Origin of the sequence: Sulfitobacter indolifex (genome assembly GCF_022788655.1) — a bacterium.
Taxonomy (GTDB): Bacteria; Pseudomonadota; Alphaproteobacteria; order Rhodobacterales; family Rhodobacteraceae; genus Sulfitobacter; species Sulfitobacter indolifex.
In genome coordinates this window covers 1,944,065-1,964,014 of the sequence record NZ_CP084951.1, presented here as the reverse complement: position 1 = coordinate 1,964,014, position 19,950 = coordinate 1,944,065, and the positions used below count along the sequence as shown (strand labels likewise).

16 protein-coding genes are annotated in these 19,950 nt (G+C 62.3%); 11 read left to right on the top strand and 5 right to left on the bottom strand.

All coding sequences use genetic code 11. The features are described 5' to 3' along the window. Window positions 1–61 precede the first annotated feature (61 nt). Genes DSM14862_RS09575 through DSM14862_RS09565 form a run of 3 tightly spaced genes read right to left on the bottom strand, consistent with a single transcriptional unit; the run spans window position 62 to window position 5,560 of the window. Window positions 62–3,391, bottom strand: coding sequence for an error-prone DNA polymerase (locus DSM14862_RS09575; protein WP_007120062.1), 3,330 nt, complete (start codon window positions 3,389–3,391; stop codon window positions 62–64). After that, window positions 3,391–4,878 (bottom strand): Y-family DNA polymerase, encoded by a 1,488-nt coding sequence (locus tag DSM14862_RS09570; protein WP_007120061.1) that lies wholly within the window; start codon window positions 4,876–4,878, stop codon window positions 3,391–3,393. The genes DSM14862_RS09575 and DSM14862_RS09570 overlap by 1 nt, the downstream gene beginning before the upstream one ends. Further along, window positions 4,826–5,560 (bottom strand): ImuA family protein, encoded by a 735-nt coding sequence (locus tag DSM14862_RS09565; protein ID WP_131541679.1) that lies wholly within the window; start codon window positions 5,558–5,560, stop codon window positions 4,826–4,828. Before DSM14862_RS09565 ends, DSM14862_RS09570 begins: the two co-directional genes overlap by 53 nt. A gap of 138 nt (window positions 5,561–5,698) precedes the next feature. Here DSM14862_RS09565 and DSM14862_RS09560 point away from each other — a divergent pair, with 138 nt between their 5' ends. Next, window positions 5,699–6,337 carry an SOS response-associated peptidase gene (locus DSM14862_RS09560; protein WP_007120059.1) on the top strand — a complete coding sequence of 213 codons (639 nt, stop codon included), beginning with the start codon at window positions 5,699–5,701 and terminating at the stop codon, window positions 6,335–6,337. Here DSM14862_RS09560 and DSM14862_RS09555 read toward each other — a convergent pair. Both DSM14862_RS09555 and DSM14862_RS09550 read right to left on the bottom strand, forming a co-directional pair. Next, window positions 6,334–7,764 (bottom strand): UdgX family uracil-DNA binding protein, encoded by a 1,431-nt coding sequence (locus DSM14862_RS09555; RefSeq protein ID WP_007120058.1) that lies wholly within the window; start codon window positions 7,762–7,764, stop codon window positions 6,334–6,336. The genes DSM14862_RS09560 and DSM14862_RS09555 overlap by 4 nt on opposite strands. Continuing rightward, on the bottom strand, window positions 7,764–8,999 hold the full coding sequence (locus DSM14862_RS09550; RefSeq protein WP_007120057.1) for a putative DNA modification/repair radical SAM protein: 1,236 nt from the start codon (window positions 8,997–8,999) through the stop codon (window positions 7,764–7,766). Before DSM14862_RS09550 ends, DSM14862_RS09555 begins: the two co-directional genes overlap by 1 nt. A 227-nt stretch (window positions 9,000–9,226) precedes the next feature. Between DSM14862_RS09550 and dctP the strand changes: the two genes are divergently transcribed. The 10 genes from dctP to DSM14862_RS09500 all read left to right on the top strand — a co-directional run bounded on the left by dctP (window position 9,227) and on the right by DSM14862_RS09500 (window position 19,848). Then, window positions 9,227–10,198, top strand: a complete 972-nt coding sequence (dctP, locus tag DSM14862_RS09545; protein ID WP_007120056.1) for a TRAP transporter substrate-binding protein DctP — start codon at window positions 9,227–9,229, stop codon at window positions 10,196–10,198. 7 nt (window positions 10,199–10,205) lie between these two features. Beyond that, complete coding sequence (locus tag DSM14862_RS09540; protein WP_007120055.1) at window positions 10,206–10,700, top strand: TRAP transporter small permease; 495 nt, start codon at window positions 10,206–10,208, stop codon at window positions 10,698–10,700. A gap of 1 nt (window position 10,701) precedes the next feature. Then, complete coding sequence (locus DSM14862_RS09535) at window positions 10,702–12,018, top strand: TRAP transporter large permease (RefSeq protein WP_007120054.1); 1,317 nt, start codon at window positions 10,702–10,704, stop codon at window positions 12,016–12,018. A gap of 159 nt (window positions 12,019–12,177) precedes the next feature. Beyond that, window positions 12,178–13,695, top strand: a complete 1,518-nt coding sequence (locus DSM14862_RS09530) for a malonate--CoA ligase (protein WP_007120053.1) — start codon at window positions 12,178–12,180, stop codon at window positions 13,693–13,695. 226 nt (window positions 13,696–13,921) lie between these two features. Beyond that, window positions 13,922–16,780: a monovalent cation/H+ antiporter subunit A gene (locus DSM14862_RS09525; RefSeq protein ID WP_007120052.1), complete on the top strand. Its 2,859-nt coding sequence runs from the start codon at window positions 13,922–13,924 to the stop codon at window positions 16,778–16,780. A gap of 1 nt (window position 16,781) precedes the next feature. Beyond that, entirely contained in the window at window positions 16,782–17,129 is a 348-nt protein-coding gene (locus tag DSM14862_RS09520; RefSeq protein ID WP_007120051.1) for a Na+/H+ antiporter subunit C, read from the top strand. After that, the gene (locus tag DSM14862_RS09515; RefSeq protein ID WP_007120050.1) at window positions 17,126–18,670 is read left to right on the top strand and encodes a monovalent cation/H+ antiporter subunit D; all 1,545 of its coding nucleotides are present in this window, start codon (window positions 17,126–17,128) and stop codon (window positions 18,668–18,670) included. Before DSM14862_RS09520 ends, DSM14862_RS09515 begins: the two co-directional genes overlap by 4 nt. 1 nt (window position 18,671) lies before the next feature. Further along, complete coding sequence (locus DSM14862_RS09510) at window positions 18,672–19,172, top strand: Na+/H+ antiporter subunit E (protein ID WP_007120049.1); 501 nt, start codon at window positions 18,672–18,674, stop codon at window positions 19,170–19,172. A gap of 68 nt (window positions 19,173–19,240) precedes the next feature. Continuing rightward, complete coding sequence (locus DSM14862_RS09505; RefSeq protein WP_243254371.1) at window positions 19,241–19,456, top strand: K+/H+ antiporter subunit F; 216 nt, start codon at window positions 19,241–19,243, stop codon at window positions 19,454–19,456. Then, the gene (locus DSM14862_RS09500) at window positions 19,453–19,848 is read left to right on the top strand and encodes a Na+/H+ antiporter subunit G (RefSeq protein WP_007120047.1); all 396 of its coding nucleotides are present in this window, start codon (window positions 19,453–19,455) and stop codon (window positions 19,846–19,848) included. The genes DSM14862_RS09505 and DSM14862_RS09500 overlap by 4 nt, the downstream gene beginning before the upstream one ends. The last annotated feature ends 102 nt before the right edge of the window (window positions 19,849–19,950 follow it).

Genomic DNA, 19,950 nt, shown 5'->3' with positions numbered 1-19,950 from the left:
TGTGTTTCGTGTGAATTTCAACTTCTTGCGCGATTTACTTCATCCAGAGCATGAAGATTTGTTAATGAAAATCACGCGACTTGGGGATCACGCGCGCGTCGCGGGGATGGGAATGCATCGCCACCTGACCGGGCAGCGGATGGGTCGGATGATCGCCCCGCGTGGTGATGCCGGGCATCGGCGCATCCGACAGCGCCGCCAGCCGGTCAGAACGGTCTTCTAACCGATCGGCCACCACATGGATCACCCGCCCATCGGTCTGCACGCGGCCCTCCACGACCAGCAGACGCGCCGCCATGATCGTGGGACGGTAGAGCTTGAACATATTGGGCCAGATCACAAGGTTCGCGACCCCGCATTCATCCTCCAGCGTGATGAAACAGACGCCCTTGGCGCTGCCGGGTTTTTGGCGCACCAGCACCAGCCCGGCGAGCTTGACCCGCCGTCCATGCCCCATCCGCCCCAAATCGCGGGCCGAGGAAAACCCCTGCGCGGCAAGGCTGCTGCGGTAAAAGGACATCGGATGCGCTTTAAGTGAGAGCCGCAGCGTCTGGTAATCGGCGACCACCTGTTCGGCTTTCGGCATCACCGGGAGCGTCACCTCAGGCTCCGGCCCCTGAGACGCCGCCTCGGCATGGTCAAAGATCGGCAGAGCAGGCGCGTCGCGCAGCCCTTGGCTTTGCCAAAGCGCTTGGCGCCGGTCGATCCCCATGCTGCGCATCGTGTCGGCGGCGGCCAATTGGCGGATCGCCTTGGCGTCGAGGCCGGCCCGGGTCTTGAGGTCTTCGACATCCGTATAAGGCGTCTCGCGCCGGTCCATGATCCGCGCGGCGGCTTTCTCCTGCAACCCGTCCACCATGCGCAGCCCCAGCCGCAGGGCAAAGCCCTCGCCACAAGGCTCCAACGTGCAGTTCCAATCCGAGAGGTTCACATCCACGCCGCGCACCTCAACCTGATGCTCGCGCGCATCGCGCACAATCTGCGCCGGCGCGTAAAACCCCATCGGCTGCGAGTTCAGCAGCGCGCAGGCAAAGGCCGCCGGGTAGTGGCATTTCATCCAGCTTGAGACATAGACCAGCTTGGCAAAGCTCGCGGCATGGCTTTCGGGGAAACCGTATTCTCCAAAGCCTTTGATCTGATCAAAACAACGCTGCGCGAAGACCGGGTCATAGCCGCGCTTGGTCATCCGGCCCACCATCTTGTCCTGCAGCTTTTCAATCGTCCCGCGCGAGCGGAAGGTGGCCATGGCCTTGCGCAGCTCGTTGGCCTCAGTCGGTGAAAACTGTGCCGCGTCGATGGAGATCTTCATCGCCTGTTCTTGAAAGATCGGCACGCCCAGCGTCCGGCTGAGGATGCTGAACAATTCGTCCTGCGGATAGGCCGGGCCGGGGGCGGGGTAGACTACGCTTTCCATGCCCTGACGGCGACGCAGATAGGGGTGCACCATGTCGCCCTGAATGGGGCCGGGGCGGACGATGGCGACCTCGATCACCAGATCATAGAAGACGCGGGGCCGCAGTTTCGGCAGCATCGCCATCTGCGCACGGCTTTCGACCTGAAACACCCCCAGACTGTCGCCCCTGCAGAGCATATCGTAGGTGGGCCGCCCAGTGGCGTCGTCCTCATGGTCCTCCACCGGGACGGTGGCCAGTTCCAGCGGGCGGTCGTAATGCGCCTCGATCAGATCAAAGCATTTGGCGATACAGGTGAGCATGCCAAGGGCCAGAATATCGACCTTGAAGATTTGCAGCGCGTCGATGTCGTCTTTGTCCCATTCGATAAAACTGCGCTCGGGCATGGCGCCGTTGCCGATGGGGACGATCTCGGTCAGGGGGCGTTCGGTGAGGATAAAGCCGCCGACGTGCTGGCTCAGGTGCCGCGGCATGCCGATCATCTGTTTGGCCAGCGTCAGCACCATGCGCAGGTAGGGGTCCGACAGGTCCAACCCCGCCTCGCGGGTGCGCTCGTCGTCCATCTGGCCTTCAAAGCTGCCCCAGATCGTGCCCGCGAGTTTCGAGGTGACGTCTTCCGACAGCCCCATCGCCTTGCCGACCTCGCGAATGGCCGAGCGTGGGCGGTAGTGGATCACGGTGGCGCAAAGCCCGGCGCGGTGACGGCCATATTTGCCGTACATGTACTGGATCACTTCCTCGCGCCGCTCGTGCTCGAAATCCACGTCGATGTCGGGCGGCTCGTCGCGTTCTTCCGACAGGAACCGCTCGAACAGCAGGTTGTGTACGGCGGGGTCAACCGAGGTGATGCCGAGGCAGAAACAGACGGCGGAGTTGGCCGCCGAGCCGCGCCCCTGGCAAAGGATCGGCGGCTGCGCGTCCTGCCGGGCAAAGCGCACGATGTCGTAGATGGTGAGGAAATAGCGGGCGATCTTCTTGCTTTCGATCAGGGCGAATTCCTTGTGGATGGTCTTTTCCACCGCCTCGGGCACGCCGTCAGGATAACGCCGCGCAGCGCCCTCCCATGTGAGGCGCGACAGTTCCTCCATCGGTGTGCGGCCTTCGGGGACGATCTCATGCGGGTATTCATAGGCCAGATCGGTGAGTTTGAAGGTGATCCGGTCCGCCAGTCTGCGTGTGGCGGCGATGGCATGTGGCCAGTCGGCAAAGAGGCGGCACATCGCTTCGGGGGATTTCAGGTGCCGCTCGGCATTGGCCTCCAGCAGATAGCCCGCTTTCGGCACGATGACCCCTTCGCGGATCGCTACCATCACGTCCTGCAAGGGCCGCCGGTGGCGGGCGTGATAGAGCACGTCGTTGGTCGCCAAGATCGTCAGACCCTGCGCACGGGCCAGCGCATCCAGCCGATTGATCCGCGCCCGGTCATCGCCCCGGTAAAGGAAACTCGCGCCCACATGCCGCATCCCCGGCAGCGCCTTGACCAGGCGCGGCAGGCCAGCGGCAAAGACATCAAGGTTCTCGGGCGGCATGACGATCAGGTGCAGCCCTTCGGCGTGTTGGGCCAGCATCTCCAGCGTCAGATGGGTCTCGCCCTTTTGCTGCCATTCGCCGTCCACCGATTGCATCTTGCCCGCCGACAGCAGCGTCGAGAGCCGCGCATAGGCGGCGCGGTCTTGCGGATAGGCCAGCAGTTCGGTGCCACAGAGCAGCACCAGCCGTGCCCCGATCAGCGGGCGAATATGCGCCTTTTCGGCCTCCACATGCAGCCGCACCACGCCCGCCAGCGTGTTGTGATCCGCGATGCCGAGGCTGTCATAGCCGTGGTAATGCGCCGTCTCGACCAGATCGACGGCGTCCGAGGCGGCGCGGAGGAAGGAAAAGCAACTGGCCAGTCCGAACTCCACATATTCCGCACGGGGCGGTGCGCTGAACCCGTCCTCGCCCAGCGTCCGGCGCTTATGTCCCTCCTGCTCGGGCATCAGGCGAACATCCCATGCAGAAACCAGCGCGGCTCGGCCCCGCGGCCATCGTGGATTACCCCTTCACGGTAGAGCCAGAAGCGCTGGCCGCCTTCGACCTCCACTTTATAATAATCGCGCAGACGGGTGCCGGGGCGGTCGCGCCACCATTCGGGCGCGATGCGCTCCGGCCCCGCGTGGCGCATGGTTTTATAGGTCACGCGCCGCCAGTTGAATTGCGAGGGCGGGCCTTCGGGCACGGCATAGATCACGCGCACTTCCTCGGGCGGGGTCAGCAGGCGCAGGGGGCGGTCGCGCAGCAGGGTGGGTGCTGCGGCGGGCGTGCCTTGCAGCGCATCGACACGGCGCTCCACCCGCTCGGGCCTGTGGCTCTCTTGCCAATCGGGCCAGCTGACCTTGTCCGCCCCCAGTTTGGCCGCAAGACGGTCGAGCAGCCCTGCCACATCCGCCGACGGGTCGCGTTTGCCTTCGAGGTGGTCTTGGATCAGCGACAGCGGCTCGCAGGCCAACGCCTCCAGCGTCAGCAGATCGAAACCAAAGCCGCTGTCGATGTTCTCCAGCTTGCCGTCGAACAGCCTGCGCAGGTGGGATGGGTCGCGGCTGGCCCGCGCCGTGGCCACCCCAAGGGCGCGCCAATCGCCGTCGATGCGGTAGATCGTCAGACGCAGCCGCCGTGCGCCCAGTTCGGCGCGGGCCAGAAGGGTGCAGAGGTCATCCACCAGCGCGGGCAGATGCGGGGCGGGGTCGATCACCGGCTCGGGCAGGCGGCTGCGGGTCATGAAGTGGCGGTGATCCGGCGGGGCGTTCAGCGGGTCCGATGCTTTACCCAAGGCCTTGTCGAGCAGGATCAGCGGGTTGCGTGCAGGCTTGAGACTGGCGAAGCGGCGCATGAGCGCGGCGCGGGGCAGATCGCTCAGCGCGCCGATGGTCTTGAGGCCCAGACGGTCCAAGAGCCGCGTGGTCTGGGCATCGAGCCGCAGGGCGACGACGGGCAGGGGGGCGAGGGCGGTGGCCACATCCCTAGCGGTGCAAATCTGCGCGCCGGAGCCGAAGCGTGCCAGCGCCTGCGCGGCACCGGGGGTGGGGGCCATGGCGACCCGTGCCGTCAGTCCCTGCAATGCAAAGCGCGCCCGGATGTCGCGCAGCATCGCCGCCTCACCACCAAACAGATGGGTGCAGCCGGTGACGTCCAGCAGCAGCCCATGATCCACGTCCCGCGCCGTCCAGGGGCACCAGCGCCGCGCCCAATGCACCAGCCGTTGGATCAGCGCCTCGTCGCCCTCCAGATCCGCAGGTTCCACATGCAGATCGGGGTGAATGGCCTGAACATCGACCACCCGTGCGCCGGCATCGATCCCGCGCGCCTGAGCCGCCGCGCTCAGCCCATGCACCACCGGCCCATGGCTGCCGTCGCGAGACAGGACGACCGGCACGTCATTCCCCGGCACGCTGCGGTATTGGGCGATCACCCGGCGCCACCGCTCCATCGTCAGCATAGGGAACCAGACGGAGACGATCTGCGGCGCGGGGGCTTTGGCGTTTGTCGGGGTCATGGCTGGCCACCCAACGCCCCGGCGGATGCCCACGGGCGCGAAACAGGTCGAGATCCCACCGTGCGGCACCCGGGGCTTGGGCATCCTGCGGATGGGCTTGCGAGGGCAGGGCAGAGATGCGCCAACGCATCCGCGCCGCACTTAAGCCGCCCGGATCGCCGCTGCGAATGAGGTACAGCGGCACGCCCGACGCCTCGGCCCTGAGCGACAGCCGTTTGGTGGCGGTGAAATCCAGCACCTCCGGCCCGCCATGCACCTCGCCGATCACGGCCGAGAGGCCCGCGCAGGCCGCCCCTTCCTCCATCGTCCAAAGCACGTCGCGGGGATGGCTGACCGTGACCAGCAGCACCGGCTGCTCTAGCCCGAAACCGCGCAGGCTGGGCGTATACGGCGCCCCATTCTCGCGCCGCGACAAGAAGTCCTGCACCCAAAGCACCGGCCCCGCGCTTTGGGGCAGCAGCGAGAGCACAAAACCGGTGGCCGAGGGCGCGGCAAAACCCGTCGGAAAGACATCCGTCAGCGGCGCATGACTGGCCAGCACCCCCGGCTCTGGGGGCGTCGACGGCTTGCGCCGTGGCAGGGTAAGGACCTGCCCATATGAAGAATCTGTTGTCATGCACGAATCCATATGTTCACATTTTGTTCTATTTATAAATCACGAACTGCGCTCCTGTCAAAGATCGCGTGGCCCTTGCCGGGGACGCATAAGATCGCATCTACTGAGCACAACCACGCCGGCAAAGGGGCCTGATCCATGTGCAATCTCTATTCCCTGACCAAGGGCCAAGACGCGATCCGCGGCTGGTTCGACGGGATCGACGATCAAGCGGGCAATCTGCCGCCGATGCCCGGCATCTACCCCGACTACAGCGCTCCCGTGGTGCGCGGCGGCGCGGAAGGTCCGGTGCTCAGCATGATGCGGTGGGGGCTGCCGTCGCCTGCCTTTGCGCTCAAGGGCAAAAAGACCGATCGCGGCGTGACCAATGTGCGCAACATCGGCTCGCCCCACTGGCGGCGCTGGCTGGGGGCAGAGCATCGCTGCGTCGTGCCCTTCACCAGTTTTTCAGAGCCGCATAACCGCCCCGGCCAGCCTTCGCGCCCGGTCTGGTTCGCGCTGGAAGAGGACCGCCCGCTGGCGTTTTTCGCCGGGATTTGGACGCAGTGGACCTCTGTGCGCAAACTCAAGGACGGCGAGACGACCGACAACCTCTATGGTTTTCTGACCACCGAGGCCAATGCCGAGGTCGGCGCGGTGCATCCCAAGGCGATGCCGGTGATCCTGACCTCGCCTGACGCCGTGCAGGCGTGGCTTACAGCCGAAACCGCCGATTTGCCCGCCCTGCAACAGCCCCTGCCGGATGGGACATTACAGGTCATCGACCCCGAGCATTAAGCCGCCTCCGCCATCATACGCGCGGCCATGGCGAGGTCGGAGCGAAACTGTGCCTCGGCCTCTTCGCGCAGAGCTGGGTCCGGTACTCGAAGCAGGTAGGATGGGTGCAGGGTGATCAGCACCGGGATGCCTTCCGGCCCCGCCTCAATGGTGCCGCGCCGCTTGAGGATGCCCGCACCGGAACCCGTCAGGCTCTGAGCCGCCGTGGCGCCCATGGCGAGGATCAGTTTAGGCTGCACCTGCGCCACCTCGGCGTTCACCCACCAACGGCATTGATCAATCTCGGAGGTCTCGGGGCGCTGGTGGATGCGGCGCTTGCCACGGGCGGTGAATTTGAAGTGTTTGACGGCGTTGGTCACGTATGCTGCCTCGCGGTCCAGCCCGGCCTCTGATGCCACGCGGTCGAACATCTGCCCGGCAGGGCCGACGAAGGGACGGCCTGCCAAATCCTCCTGATCGCCGGGCTGTTCGCCCACCACCATCAAATCCGCACGCGTCGGCCCTTCGCCCGGCACGGCTTGGGTGGCGTGGCAATGCAGTGGGCAGCGGGTGCAAGCGCGGATCGCGGCGGGCAGTTCTTCCATCGGGCCGTCCCATGCGGAATCAAAGGCGCTGAGCTGTGCTTGCACCCGATCCATGCGGACGGGGGGCAGGGTCGGCGCGGCCTCGGCCATCGCGCGGGCGCGGGCGGGGGCTTCGGCGATCATCTGGGGAATGAAGGCGGCCTCGGGCATGTTTTTCCAGTATTTCTTGGGCATCTCGGACTGCATCGCCTTCACCATCAGGCGGGCGGGGTTAAAGATGTTCTGGAAGTAGGTGATCCAAAGCTGCTCGCCCGCGTCTTCGGGCAGGTCGGGCTTGCTGTGGCCTTCTTGGAAAGTGAGTTTGCCGTTCTCGAAAATCGCCGAGACATCGGGAGTGAGGATGCGCCAGTCCATGTCAGAAAACCGCCGCACGAAGAAATCCGCCGTCGGCTCTACGGTGTGATGCGTGGGCTCGAACCACGCGGCAAAGCTGCGGCGCGGGGCGTCAGGCACGCCGATCTCGCGGAAGCGGACAAAGGCTTTCATCTTGTGCTGGCAGCGGCGGACGTTTTTCTCCATCCCCCGCAGCACGGCGAGGTCGGCATCGCCTCGGTCCGACATCAAATGCGGCGCGTCTTTCACCCGCCACAGAAAAGCATAGAGCCGGGCAAAACGCTCAGGGTCGCTATGCCAGACGGCGGTCTCGGCCATTGAGATAAAGCTGCGCGGGACCGAGACCTTCCCGCCTGAGGGGGGAGCGCTTTCCCCGCCGAACAGATCAGGAGCCGCGGCGTGATCCCCCCAGAGGATTTGCTCGGGCGGCACGCCAGCCGCAAGAAACCCGCGCGCGGCCTCGCGCCACGCTTTGGCGGTGCCGATGGGGGGCAAGCTGACGCGGTGCATCAGAACAGGGTCAACTGTTCGGGCGGCGGGGCAAAGCGCGCGCGCAGGTTGGCGCTGTCGGTCAGCCCGCCCGGTGTCCAGCCTCCGGCGGTGATGAACGCACGGGCCTTTTTCATCGACGCACCCATGCGGGTCAGGTCTTCGTAGCGCAAGCTACGGTGCCGCCGTGTGGCGAGGATGCGGTTGACCGTCTTGACGCCAAAGCCCGGCACCCGCAGCAGCATCTCGCGGCTGGCGCGGTTCACATTGAGGGGGAAGTGTTCGCGGTGGACCAGCGCCCAAGCGAGCTTGGGGTCGATCTCAAGGTCAAGATTGCCGTCGCGGGTGACGGAGGTGATCTCGTCCAACTGAAAGTCGTAAAACCGCAGCAGCCAGTCGGCCTGATAGAGCCGATGTTCGCGCTGCAAAGGCGGGCGGATCAGCGGCAGTTTGGCAGAACTGTCGGGGATGGGCGAAAAGGCGGAGTAATAGACGCGTTTCAGCTTGTAACTGGAATAAAGCCGCGTCGACTGGCCCAGCACCGTGGCATCGTTGGAGCCATCCGCGCCGATGATCATCTGGGTGGATTGGCCCGCAGGGGCAAAGCGGGGCGGGCGCTTGCCGGTGAAGGATTTATCTTTGCTGGCGTCCTTGACCATCCGCACATTCGCCATGGCCCGGCGGATTTGCTCGGGCTTCTTTTCTGGCGCATATTGCTCGACCGCGCTGTCGGTCGGCAGTTCGACGTTGATCGACAGACGGTCGGCCAGCAGCCCGGCTTCTTCGATCAACTCGGGCGAGGCGTCGGGGATGGTCTTGAGGTGGATATAGCCGCGAAAGTTCTCTTCGTGCCGGAGCTTGCGGGCGATCTGCACCATGTCGGACATGGTCGCATCGGGTGAGCGGATCACGCCCGAGGACAGGAACAGCCCTTCGATGTAATTGCGGCGGTAGAATTCGATGGTGAGCTTCACCACCTCATCCACGCTGAACCGCGCGCGATCCACGTTAGAGGACACCCGGTTAATGCAATAGCTGCAATCGTAGATGCAGAAATTGGTCATCAGGATTTTAAGCAGACTGATGCACCGCCCGTCGGGGGCGTATGCGTGGCAGATGCCGCTGCCTTCGTTTGAGCCCAGCCCTTTGCCATCACGCGAGTCGCGTTTGGTCGAGCCGGAGGAGGCGCAGGAGGCGTCGTATTTCGCCGCGTCGCTGAGAATCGCCAGTTTTTGATCGAGTGTCTGTTTTGCCATGTGTTCTATATATGTTCTCAGCGCGGCGCCGTCATTAATCTATCTTAATGCCGCGACAATTTGCGCAAAGGACCGCCAATGTGCGCGCGGGAGCAGGAGGGCGAGAGTTTAAATTGACGCGGCGAAATCTTGCCGCTACGAATTACATGCAGATACATATTATGCATATGCATGCGAGAGCACCGGGGCAGAGATCGCGGGCTTTTGGTAACAACTGGGAGACGACCATGAAAACAACAACCACGCTCAGCGCGGCGCTCTTTGCCGTGAGCACCATCGCCACCACCAGCACCGCCAGCGCCGAAGAAGTGACCCTGCGCGCGGTGTCGGCCTTTACCCTCGGCACCGCTTTTAGCCGCGAGTTTGAATCCTTTGTCGATTGGGTCAACGAAAACGGCAAAGGCGTCGTTCAGATTAATATGGTCGGCGGGCCAGAGGCCGTGCCGCCCTTTGAGTTGGGCAACGCGGTGCAATCTGGCGTTGTCGACATCGCCAACAACACCACGGCCTATTACCCCAATTTGTTGCCCACGGGCGACGCGCTGCATTTGGCGGAAAACACCATTCAAGAGCAGCGCGAGAACGGCTGTTATGAGTTGGTCGACCGCATTCACCAAGAGCAGATGAACGTCAAATACCTCGGCCACGGCGGGGACGGGATCGGCTATCACCTCTATCTGACCAAGCCGATTGAGGGGCCAGACCTTAGCGGTCTGACCATCCGCACCACGCCAGTCTATCAGGCGATGTTCACGCAACTGGGCGCCAACCTCGTGCGCACCGCACCGGGCGAAGTCTATAGCGCGCTGGAACGCGGCGCGATTGACGGTTACGGCTGGCCCTCGCAGGGTGTGCTTGATCTTGGCTGGGACGAGCAGACCAAATACCGCGTCGATCCGAGCTTTTACAATGTCGACGTGAACACTCTGGTGAACCTCGACACTTGGAACTCTCTGACCGATGAGCAGCGCGCCAAGCTCGAAGAGGGCGCGGCTTGGATGGAAGAGCTCAACAACGACAATGCGGACCGAAACGCATCGGAATACGCGGCACAGGCCGAAGCCGGGATCGAGACCATCACGCTGAGCGATGCGGATGCCGAAACCTGGACCAATGCCGCGCGCGATGCGGGCTGGGCTGCGGTCGAAGAGGTCGATGCCGACCTTGCGCAGCAGATGCGCGCCTGCATGACCAAGTGATCTCCCGATGATCTCAACACTGTTTGACCGGACGCTCCGGGGGCTGGCCGTCTTTTCGGCCGGGATCCTCGGGGTGATCGCGGTGTTTATCGCGATCAACGTGGTGCTGCGCAATCTCGGCTTGCCTGTGGTCTATGGCGCGCTGGATGCGATCCAATATGCGTTGATGATTGCCACTTTCCTTGGCGCGCCTTGGGTGCTGTCAATCGGCGGGCATGTGAAGGTTGATCTGATCACCAGCAACCTGTCGCAGCGCACTGCCTATGCTTTGACCCGCTTGACCAGCGCCATTGGCGCGGTAACGGCAGGGGTGCTGGGCTGGTACGGGCTGCAAGCGGTGCTGGCCTCTGCCGCGCGCGGGTCGATGATCCGCACCTCCTTTGTGATCCCAGAGTGGTGGATGCTGGCATTTGTGCCGCTGTCGCTGGCGCTTTGCACGATCATCTTTATCCGACGTTTGCTCTATCCGGAAACGGCCGAGCGTAGCTTGAGTGGTCTTTGACATGGATTGGGGCCTGACATTGACCTTGATGCTGGGCGGATTGGCGGTTTTGCTGCTGATCGGCCTGCCGGTCGCCTTTGCCTTTATCGCCGTGACGACCGTAGGCGCTTACTTCGTGCTGGGCGGAGACCGCGGCATCCTACAACTGGCGCGCAACTCGGCGCAATCGGTGGCGAATTTTCAGCTAGCGCCGATACCACTGTTTATCTTGATGGGAGAGATCCTGTTTCAAACCGGGGTCGCGCATCGCGCCATTGACGCGATTGAGCGGGTAGTGACGCGCATTCCGGGCCGCATGTCGGTCGTGACGATCTTTGGTGGCACGATCTTTGCCGCCCTTTCCGGCTCGACCATCGCCAATACCGCGATGCTGGGCGGCACGCTGCTGCCGGGGATGCTGAAACGCGGCTATCACCCGTCGATGGCGATGGGGCCGATCATGGCATCGGGCGCGATTGCCATGTTGATCCCGCCTTCGGCGCTGGCGGTTTTGGTGGGCTCGCTTGCGGGGATTTCCATCGCCGGGCTGCTGATTGCCGGTGTGCTTCCGGCGCTGCTGCTGGCAGTGCTCTTTGTGGTTTATGTGGTGGGGCGCAGTGTACTGGACCCGAAGGTGGCACCGCCAGATGTCTATGAGGAAATGACTCTTCGTGAACGTTGGACGCCTTTCGCGATTTACGTGCTGCCGCTGTCGGTTCTCTTTGCTGTGGTGATCGGTTCGCTGCTGGCCGGCATCGCCACGCCCACGGAAAGTGCGGCTCTTGGCAGCATCACTGCGGTGATCATCGGTGCGGCTTACCGCGCGCTGAGTTGGGAGAAGATGGGCCGCGCGTTGATGGAGACGCTAAAGCTTTCGGTGATGATCTTGTTCATCATCGCGGCCAGCCAGACCTTTGCGCAGGTGTTGTCGTTCTCGGGCGCTACCAATGGCTTGATCAATGCGATCAACGCGGTCGATCCGACGCCGCTGATGGTGCTTTTGGGAATGATCGCGATCCTGCTTTTTCTGGGCTGTTTTATTGATCAGGTCTCAATGCTGATGGTCACCGTACCGGTCTTCGTGCCGCTGGCGGGTGCGATGGGGATCAATGAGTTGACGCTCGGCGTGGTCTATCTGCTGACCATGGAGATCGGCTTGCTGACCCCGCCCTTTGGCCTGCTGCTGTTTGTCATGCGGGGCGTGGCGCCGCCTGAAATTCGCATGCCGCAGATCTATGCGTCGGTCATGCCGTTTTTGCTGATCAAGCTCTTCGTATTGGCGTTGATCGTTTGGCTGCCAGAGGTTGCGACTTGGCTTCCGAGCCTGATGGGCCGCTAACACCTAAAACGGGGCGGCGCACATCAGCGCTGCCCCGCAAGACATTGGCCCGCATCGCGTTTTCACGATCTTCGACTGGCGGGCTTCGCCTCAAACGCTTGCATTGACCGGTGGAATGCGTTTGTCATCTTCTTACAGAAAACCGCGAGGAGCACCGTGATGGCAAACCCCCTTTATGACGCATTGTTCGGCCGTCACGCCGGAAAGACGACGGCCTTTCTGCATCTCGAAGGCGGGGTCGTCCTGACCCACGCGGGTTTCCTTGGACGCGCTGCGCGGTTTGCCCATGCGCTGACCGATCTTGGTCTGAAATCGGGTGACCGGCTCGCGGTGCAGATCGACAAATCCGCCGACGCATTGGCGCTCTATGCTGCTTGCGTCCAGGCGGGGGTGATCTTTTTGCCGCTCAACACTGCCTATACCGCCGACGAGGTGCGCTATTTCGTGACCGACAGCGGGGCGGCCGCCTTTGTCTGCCAGCCTGCGCGCCGCAATGAGATGGCCCCGGTGGCCAAGGCTGCGGACTGCCAGCTTGAGACGTTGGGGGCGGAGAACGACGGCAGCTTCGCGGATCGTGCGACCTCGGCCTCCGATACCTTTGAGACTGTGGCACGGGACGCCGATGACCTTGCGGCCTTCCTCTATACCTCTGGGACCACGGGGCGCTCGAAAGGGGCGATGCTGACGCAGGCCAACCTTTTGTCGAACGCGCAGACGCTGGCCGAACTGTGGCGCTTCACCGCAAATGACGTGCTGCTGCACGCGCTGCCGATCTTTCACACCCATGGCCTGTTTGTGGCGACGAATGTGACGCTGGTGGCGGGGGGCGCGATGATCTTCCTGCCCAAGCTCGACATTGACCGGCTGATAGAACGGATGCCCCACGCCACCGCGATGATGGGCGTGCCGACCTTCTACACCCGGCTTTTGGACGACGCGATTTTCACCCGTGAGACGACGGCGAACATGCGGCTGTTCATCTCTGGCTCGGCACCGCTTTTGGCCGAAACCCATGTCGATTTTGAGGAACGCACCGGCCACCGCATCCTCGAGCGTTACGGCATGACCGAGACCAACATGAACACCTCAAACCCCTATGACGGCGAGCGCCGCGCGGGCACCGTCGGTTTCCCGCTGCCGGATGTCGAGCTTAAGATCACCGACCCCAAGACCGGCGCGACCCTGCCGGACGGAGAGATCGGCAGCATCGAAGTGCGCGGGCCCAATGTGTTCAAAGGCTATTGGCAGATGCCCGAAAAAACCGCCCAAGAACTGCGCGAAGACGGGTTCTTTATCACCGGTGATCTTGGGCGGCGCGATGCGGATGGCTATGTGAGCATCGTTGGGCGCGACAAAGACATGATTATCTCGGGCGGGTACAACATCTACCCCAAAGAGGTCGAACTGCTGCTCGACGACCAGCCCGGCGTGCTGGAAAGCGCGGTGATCGGCGTGCCGCATCCTGATTTTGGCGAAAGCGTCGTCGCCCTGTTGGTGGCGCGCAAGGGGGCGGAGCTGGACCTTGATGGGATCGCAAAGGATGTGGCTGCATCGCTGGCCAAGTTCAAGCAGCCGCGCAAATTGATCGTCCTGCCAGAGCTGCCCCGTAATACGATGGGGAAAGTGCAAAAGAACGTCCTGCGCGAAACCTATCGGGAATTGTTTCAGACAAGTTAAGGGACATGGGGTAAGGAACATGGGTTAAAGGGCAAGTGCGGGCAGGGGGCTGACACCTGGACGGCGTTTGGCCCTGCGTGGAATCGGCGCTTACCTGAGCGCCACGCGCCCGTCACGGAGCCGTAACCTGCGACAAACTGGCCGTTAATGCCCGGTTTCGCTTGAGGTGCCGGGCAAATTTCTCCAGAAGGTGATGACCTTTCAGTCCGCCAGATCAGGAGTTCGCGTGTCCCTCTTCCTTATCGTTGCCTTGCCTTTCCTTGGGGCGTTGTTGCCCGGACTGATGAATTCCGCAGGACGTCAGGCCTGTGCCGGGGTGACCTTTATGGTGACGCTCGTGGCATTGATTGGCCTGCTCACACATCTGCCCGCCGTGCTGGCCGGAGAGTTGGTCACCGCGCGGGTTGATTGGATCCCGCAGCTTGGTCTGAACATGACCTTGATGCTCGACAGTTTGGGCTTTTTCTTTGCCTGCCTGATCCTCGGCATCGGTCTGTTGATCATCGCCTATGCGCGGTCTTACCTGTCGCGCGATGATCATATGGGCGAGTTTTTCACCTATCTGCTGCTGTTCCAAGGCGCGATGGTGGGTATCGTGCTAAGCGATAACGTATTGATCCTGCTGATCTTCTGGGAACTGACCTCGCTTTCGTCCTTCCTGCTGATCGGCTATTGGAAGCACCTTCCCGAAGGCCGCCAAGGCGCGCGCATGGCGCTGACCGTGACCGGCATGGGCGGCCTTGCGATGATCGGTGGCATGTTGCTGCTGGGTCAGATTGTCGGCAGCTATGACCTGAGCGTGATCCTAGAAAACCGCGAGTTGATCCAAGCCTCGCCGCTCTATCTACCCGCACTGATCCTGATCCTGCTGGGCTGTTTCACCAAATCCGCGCAATTCCCGTTCCACTTCTGGTTGCCCCACGCGATGGCCGCGCCGACGCCGGTCTCGGCCTATCTGCACTCTGCGACAATGGTGAAGGCGGGCATTTTCCTGATGGCGCGCATGTGGCCGGTGCTGTCGGGCACGCCTGAATGGTTTGTCATCGTCACAACGGCAGGGCTGATCACCATGGTGCTGGGCGCGGTGATTGCGCTGTTTAAACATGACCTGAAGGCGCTGTTGGCGTTCTCAACCGTCAGCCACCTTGGCCTGATCACCATGCTTTTGGGCACCGGCACGGCCTTTGGTGCGATGGCGGCAGTGTTTCACATCTTGAATCACGCGACCTTCAAGGCGGCGCTCTTTATGTCGGCGGGCATCGTCGATCACGCGGTGCATACGCGCGACATCCGCCGCTTGGGCGGGCTGCGGCATTTGATGCCAGTGACCTTTGTGATTGCCACGCTGGCGGCGCTGTCGATGGCCGGTATTCCGTTGCTGAACGGGTTCTTGTCCAAAGAGATGATGCTGGAAGAAACCCTGCACACCACGCTTTTTGACATGCCATGGCTGGTGCCGGGCCTCGCAACCTTTGGCGCGCTGTTCTCTGCAGCCTATAGTTTCCGGCTGATCGGCCATGTCTTCTTGGGCAAAGAGCGTGACGACTATCCTGATCATCCGCATGATCCCAAACCCGGTCTGTGGCTGCCGCCCGCGCTGTTGATCATTCCCGTGGTGGTGATCGGTCTCGCACCTTTCTTGGCTGAGCCGTTCGTCAAGCTGGTGACAGCTTCGGTTCTAGGCGGCGCAGCCGAGATGCCCTCGGCGCATTTCAAGATTTGGCACGGGTTGGGCCCGGCGCTTTACATGTCGATCATCGCGGTTGTCGGTGGTTTGATCCTGCTGGCGCTCTTCACCCCGCTTCTGCGTCTTTGGGACGCGACGCCGCGGCCCGAGGCCAAGTCGATCTTTGACCGTATCATCGCGGCCTTTGTCGGCCTATCACAGGCGATTTCGCTGCGACTCCACAACGGCGCCTTCTCGCGTTATGCCGCGATCATGGCGGTGACCGTGGTGGCAGTGGGTTATTACGCTTGGGCGACCGGCACCGTCGGGGCGGCGACTCGCGCGGTGCAGCCGACCAACGCAGTGCAGATCGCGGGCTGGCTGATGCTCGTCGCGGCGGCAGGAGGCCTTGTGTTCCTGCACCGCAACCGCCTGTTGTCGCTGATCCTGATTGGCATCGTCGGTCTGATCGTCTCGGCTGGTTTCGTCTTCTTCAGCGCGCCTGACTTGGCGATGACCCAGCTGACGGTTGAGGTGGTCACGATCATCCTGCTGCTGCTTGCGCTGAACTTCCTGCCCAATCACACACCCATTGAAAGCAGCGTGCTGCGCCGCAGCCGTGATGTGGTGGTGTCGGTCGGTGCTGGTTTGGCGACCATGGCACTGTCCTATCACTACTTGTTACGCGACACCGTGGCGCCGAGCATTTCCGAATTCCACCTCGCCAACGCCTACAAAGGCGGCGGCGGCACCAATGTGGTCAATGTGATCCTCGTCGATTTCCGGGGCTTTGACACCTATGGCGAGATCATCGTCTTGGGCATCGCGGCGCTGCTGATCTATGCGCTGACCGAAACGCTGCTGTCGGGCCCCGTGCGGGCGCGTTTGCTGAACCGCAAGCCAGATCAGCCGCGGGCAGGGGACAGGCACCCGATGATGATGGTGGTCATGACCCGCGTCATCATGCCAGTGGTGCTGATGGTGGGTTTCTACATCTTCCTGCGCGGCCATAATGAGCCGGGTGGCGGGTTTATCGCGGGTCTGATCGTGTCGATCGCTGTGGTGATGCAGTATATGGCGAGCGGCTTTGCATGGGCCTCGGCGCGGCTGCGGTATCCTTATCACGGGATCATCGGCACCGGCGTGCTGATCGCGGGGCTCACGGGCATTGGCTCGTGGTTCTTTGGCAAACCCTTCCTGACCTCGGATTTCACCTATGTGCGCATTCCACCTTTCGAAAAGTTCGAACTGGCCACGGCGGCGCTCTTTGATCTTGGGGTGTTCCTTGCGGTCGTGGGGGCCGTGATGCTGACGCTCGAAAGCTTCTCGCGCCTCGCGCGTCGCGCTCATGTGCCGGAGGCGGATCACCCGATGGACATCGACCCATCCCGCGAAGACAACATCAAGGCGGAGGCATAAAATGGAACTTCTCGTCGCTTCTGCCATCGGCATCCTGACGGCTTCTGGCCTCTATCTTGTGCTGCGTTTGCGGAGCTTTCCGGTCATCATGGGCACATCGCTGCTGACCTATGCCGTCAATGTGTTTTTGTTTGCCTCGGGCCGTCTGACCGTCGGCGCACCGCCGATCCTGACGGACGCCGCGCGCTATACCGATCCCTTGCCGCAGGCTTTGGTGCTGACGGCCATCGTGATCTCTTTCGGCATGACTGCCGTGGTGGTGATGATCGCGCTCGGCGCATATCTCGGGGGCAATGACGATCATGTCGATGATCCGCTGATCGATACAAAGGCGGAGGACCGCACATGACCCATTGGCTGATCCTGCCCATCGTGCTGCCCGCTTTTTTGGCACCTTTCATCGTGTTGGCGGCGCGGTATCACATTACCATTCAGCGGGTATTATCGTTGTTTGGAGCGTTGGCGCTGATCGCTGTTGGGCTTGGCCTTTCGGTCGAGGCGTCAAGCGGTACGGTGATGCTCTATCAACTCAGCGATTGGGCCGCGCCCTTTGGCATCGTGCTGGTCGGCGACCGTCTGTCGACGCTGATGGTGACGCTGACGGCGGTGCTGGCGCTGTTTGTGCTGCTCTATGTCATCGGCTCGAAATGGGACGAACGCGGGCGGCATTTCCATGCGCTGTTCCAGTTCCAATTGATGGGGATCATGGGTGCGTTCCTGACCGGCGACCTTTTCAACCTTTTCGTCTTTTTCGAAGTGCTGCTGATCGCCTCCTACGGGCTGATGATCCACGGCGGGGGCACATTCCGGCTGCGGGCAGGGGTGCAATATGTGCTCTATAACCTGCTCGGCTCGACGCTGTTCCTTTTTGCGCTCGGCGCGATCTATGCGGAGACGGGCACGCTGAACATGGCCGATCTGGCGCAGCGTGTGGCCCTGATCGACGCAGGTGAGACGGTGGGTATCCGCATCGCAGCGGTGCTGCTCTTGATGGTCTTTGCGGTCAAAGCGGCCGTGGTGCCGCTGCACTTCTGGTTGCCCTCCAGCTATGCCGAAGCACCCGGCCCGGTGGCGGCGCTTTTCGCGATCATGACCAAGGTCGGCGCTTACGCGATCATCCGCGTCTATACGCTGATCTTCCCGCCAAGCCTTGCCGCAACAGCAGATCTGCACACCACATGGCTGCTGCCTGCCGCGCTGCTGTCGTTGGCGCTTGGCATGGTCGGTGTGCTGGCAGCCAAGCAGCTGGACCGACTGGTCGCCTTCTCGGTCATCGGGTCCATGGGGATGGTGATGATCTCAATCGCACTGTTCACCCCCGAAGGCATTGCCGCAGCACTTTACTATATCGTGCATTCGACGCTGGCCGCAGGCGCGCTGTTCCTGATTGCCGATCTGGCACGGGCCGGGCGGGACAATCTTGATCTGACGGCCCAGCCGCAAGTGGCGGGGGCCAAGCTGACCGCCGCGTTGTTCTTTGTCGCGGCCATCGCCATGGTCGGTGTGCCGCCGCTGTCGGGCTTTGTTGGTAAGCTGCTGATCATGGACGCCGCTGCCCAGAATGAGTTCTGGGTCTGGATCTGGGCCGTGATCTTGGGCGCGAGCCTTCTAAGCCTCGTAGGCTTTGGCCGCGCGGGCAGTGTGGTCTTTTGGAAATCCCGCAGCATTGCGCCGGAAGAGGGGGCCACCCCTGCCGAGGCGCCCGCGGCGCTGAGCTATGTTGCGGTGGGTGGCCTGCTGGCGCTGCTGGTCGCGCATACGCTGCTGGCGGGCCCGGCCACGCAATATGCCACGGCGATCTCAAAACAACTGTTCAGCCCTGAGCGCTATCTGAGCACCGTGCTAGAGACCCCCGGCAAGCTGTCGGACGGCAAAGAGGAGGCCCATTGATATGATGCGACCTATCCGTTGGCTGTTGCCGCACCCGTTTCTGACCCTGTTGCTGACGGTGGTCTGGGTCCTGCTGCAAAACAAATTTAGCGCGGGCATGCTGGTCTTTGGTCTGATCCTCGGGATTGTGATCCCGGTGCTGACCGCGCGTTGGTGGACCGACCGGCCCCAAGGCATTCGCCCGCTACGCATGATCGCCTATGTGATCTTGGTGCTGTGGGACATTATCATCGCCAATATTCAAGTGGCGTGGATCATCTTGACCAAATCCAACGCCAGCATGTCGCCCGCTTGGGTGGTCATACCGTTGGACCTGAAAGAGCCCGAAGCGATCAGCATTCTGGCAGGCACCATCACCTTGACGCCCGGCACCGTCTCGGCTGATCTGTCGGACAATGGGCGCTACCTGCTGGTGCATGCGCTGGACGCCACCGACCCCGATGCGGTGCGAGATGAGATCAAAGACCGTTATGAACGCCGCCTGAAGGAGATTTTCCTGTGACCCAAGCAAGTGATTTTCTCACTCTCACGCTCTATGGCGCGCTTGTATTGGTGGCCATTGCGCAGTTCATGGCAATGATCCGACTGTGGATTGGCCCCGGCACCGGGGACCGCATTCTGGCGCTGGACACGATGTTCATCAACGCCATCGGCATCATTGTATTGCTGGGCATCCTGCAAGGCACACAGATTTACTTTGAAGCGGCGCTGATCATCGCCATGCTGGGTTTTGTCTCGACAGTGGCCTATGCCCGTTTCGTCCTGCGCGGAGATATCATCGAATGAGCCTCGACATCATCGCCACCTATGCCGTCGCTGTTTTGTTAATCATCGGCAGTTTTTTTGTCGTCGTCGCCGGGATTGGCTTGCTAAAGCTGAACGATCCGATGACCCGGTTGCACGCGCCGACCAAGGCCGCCACGCTGGGGATCGGCGCCTATCTGTTGGCCGCTATGGTCAGCTCGTTCCTGTCGGGCACAGGCTCACTTCATGAGCTTTTGATCATGGCGTTCATCTTTGTTACCGCGCCCGTGTCGGCCAATTTCATGGCCAAGGCGAATATCCACCGCCGCGATTGCCTGCCCAATCCGCCTGAGTTGCCTGATGGCGATACATGGGCCACGCTGAACGTGCCCGAGGTCGACCGCGAGATCGAAGAAACGCCGCCGCACGCCTGAGGTTTCAGCGCGGCAATAGATTTCACTTCAAAGCGTTACAATGGTGGAAACCTTTTCGTGACAGCATAGGTTAATGGGCGGTGCTGCCCAATCCGATGCTGC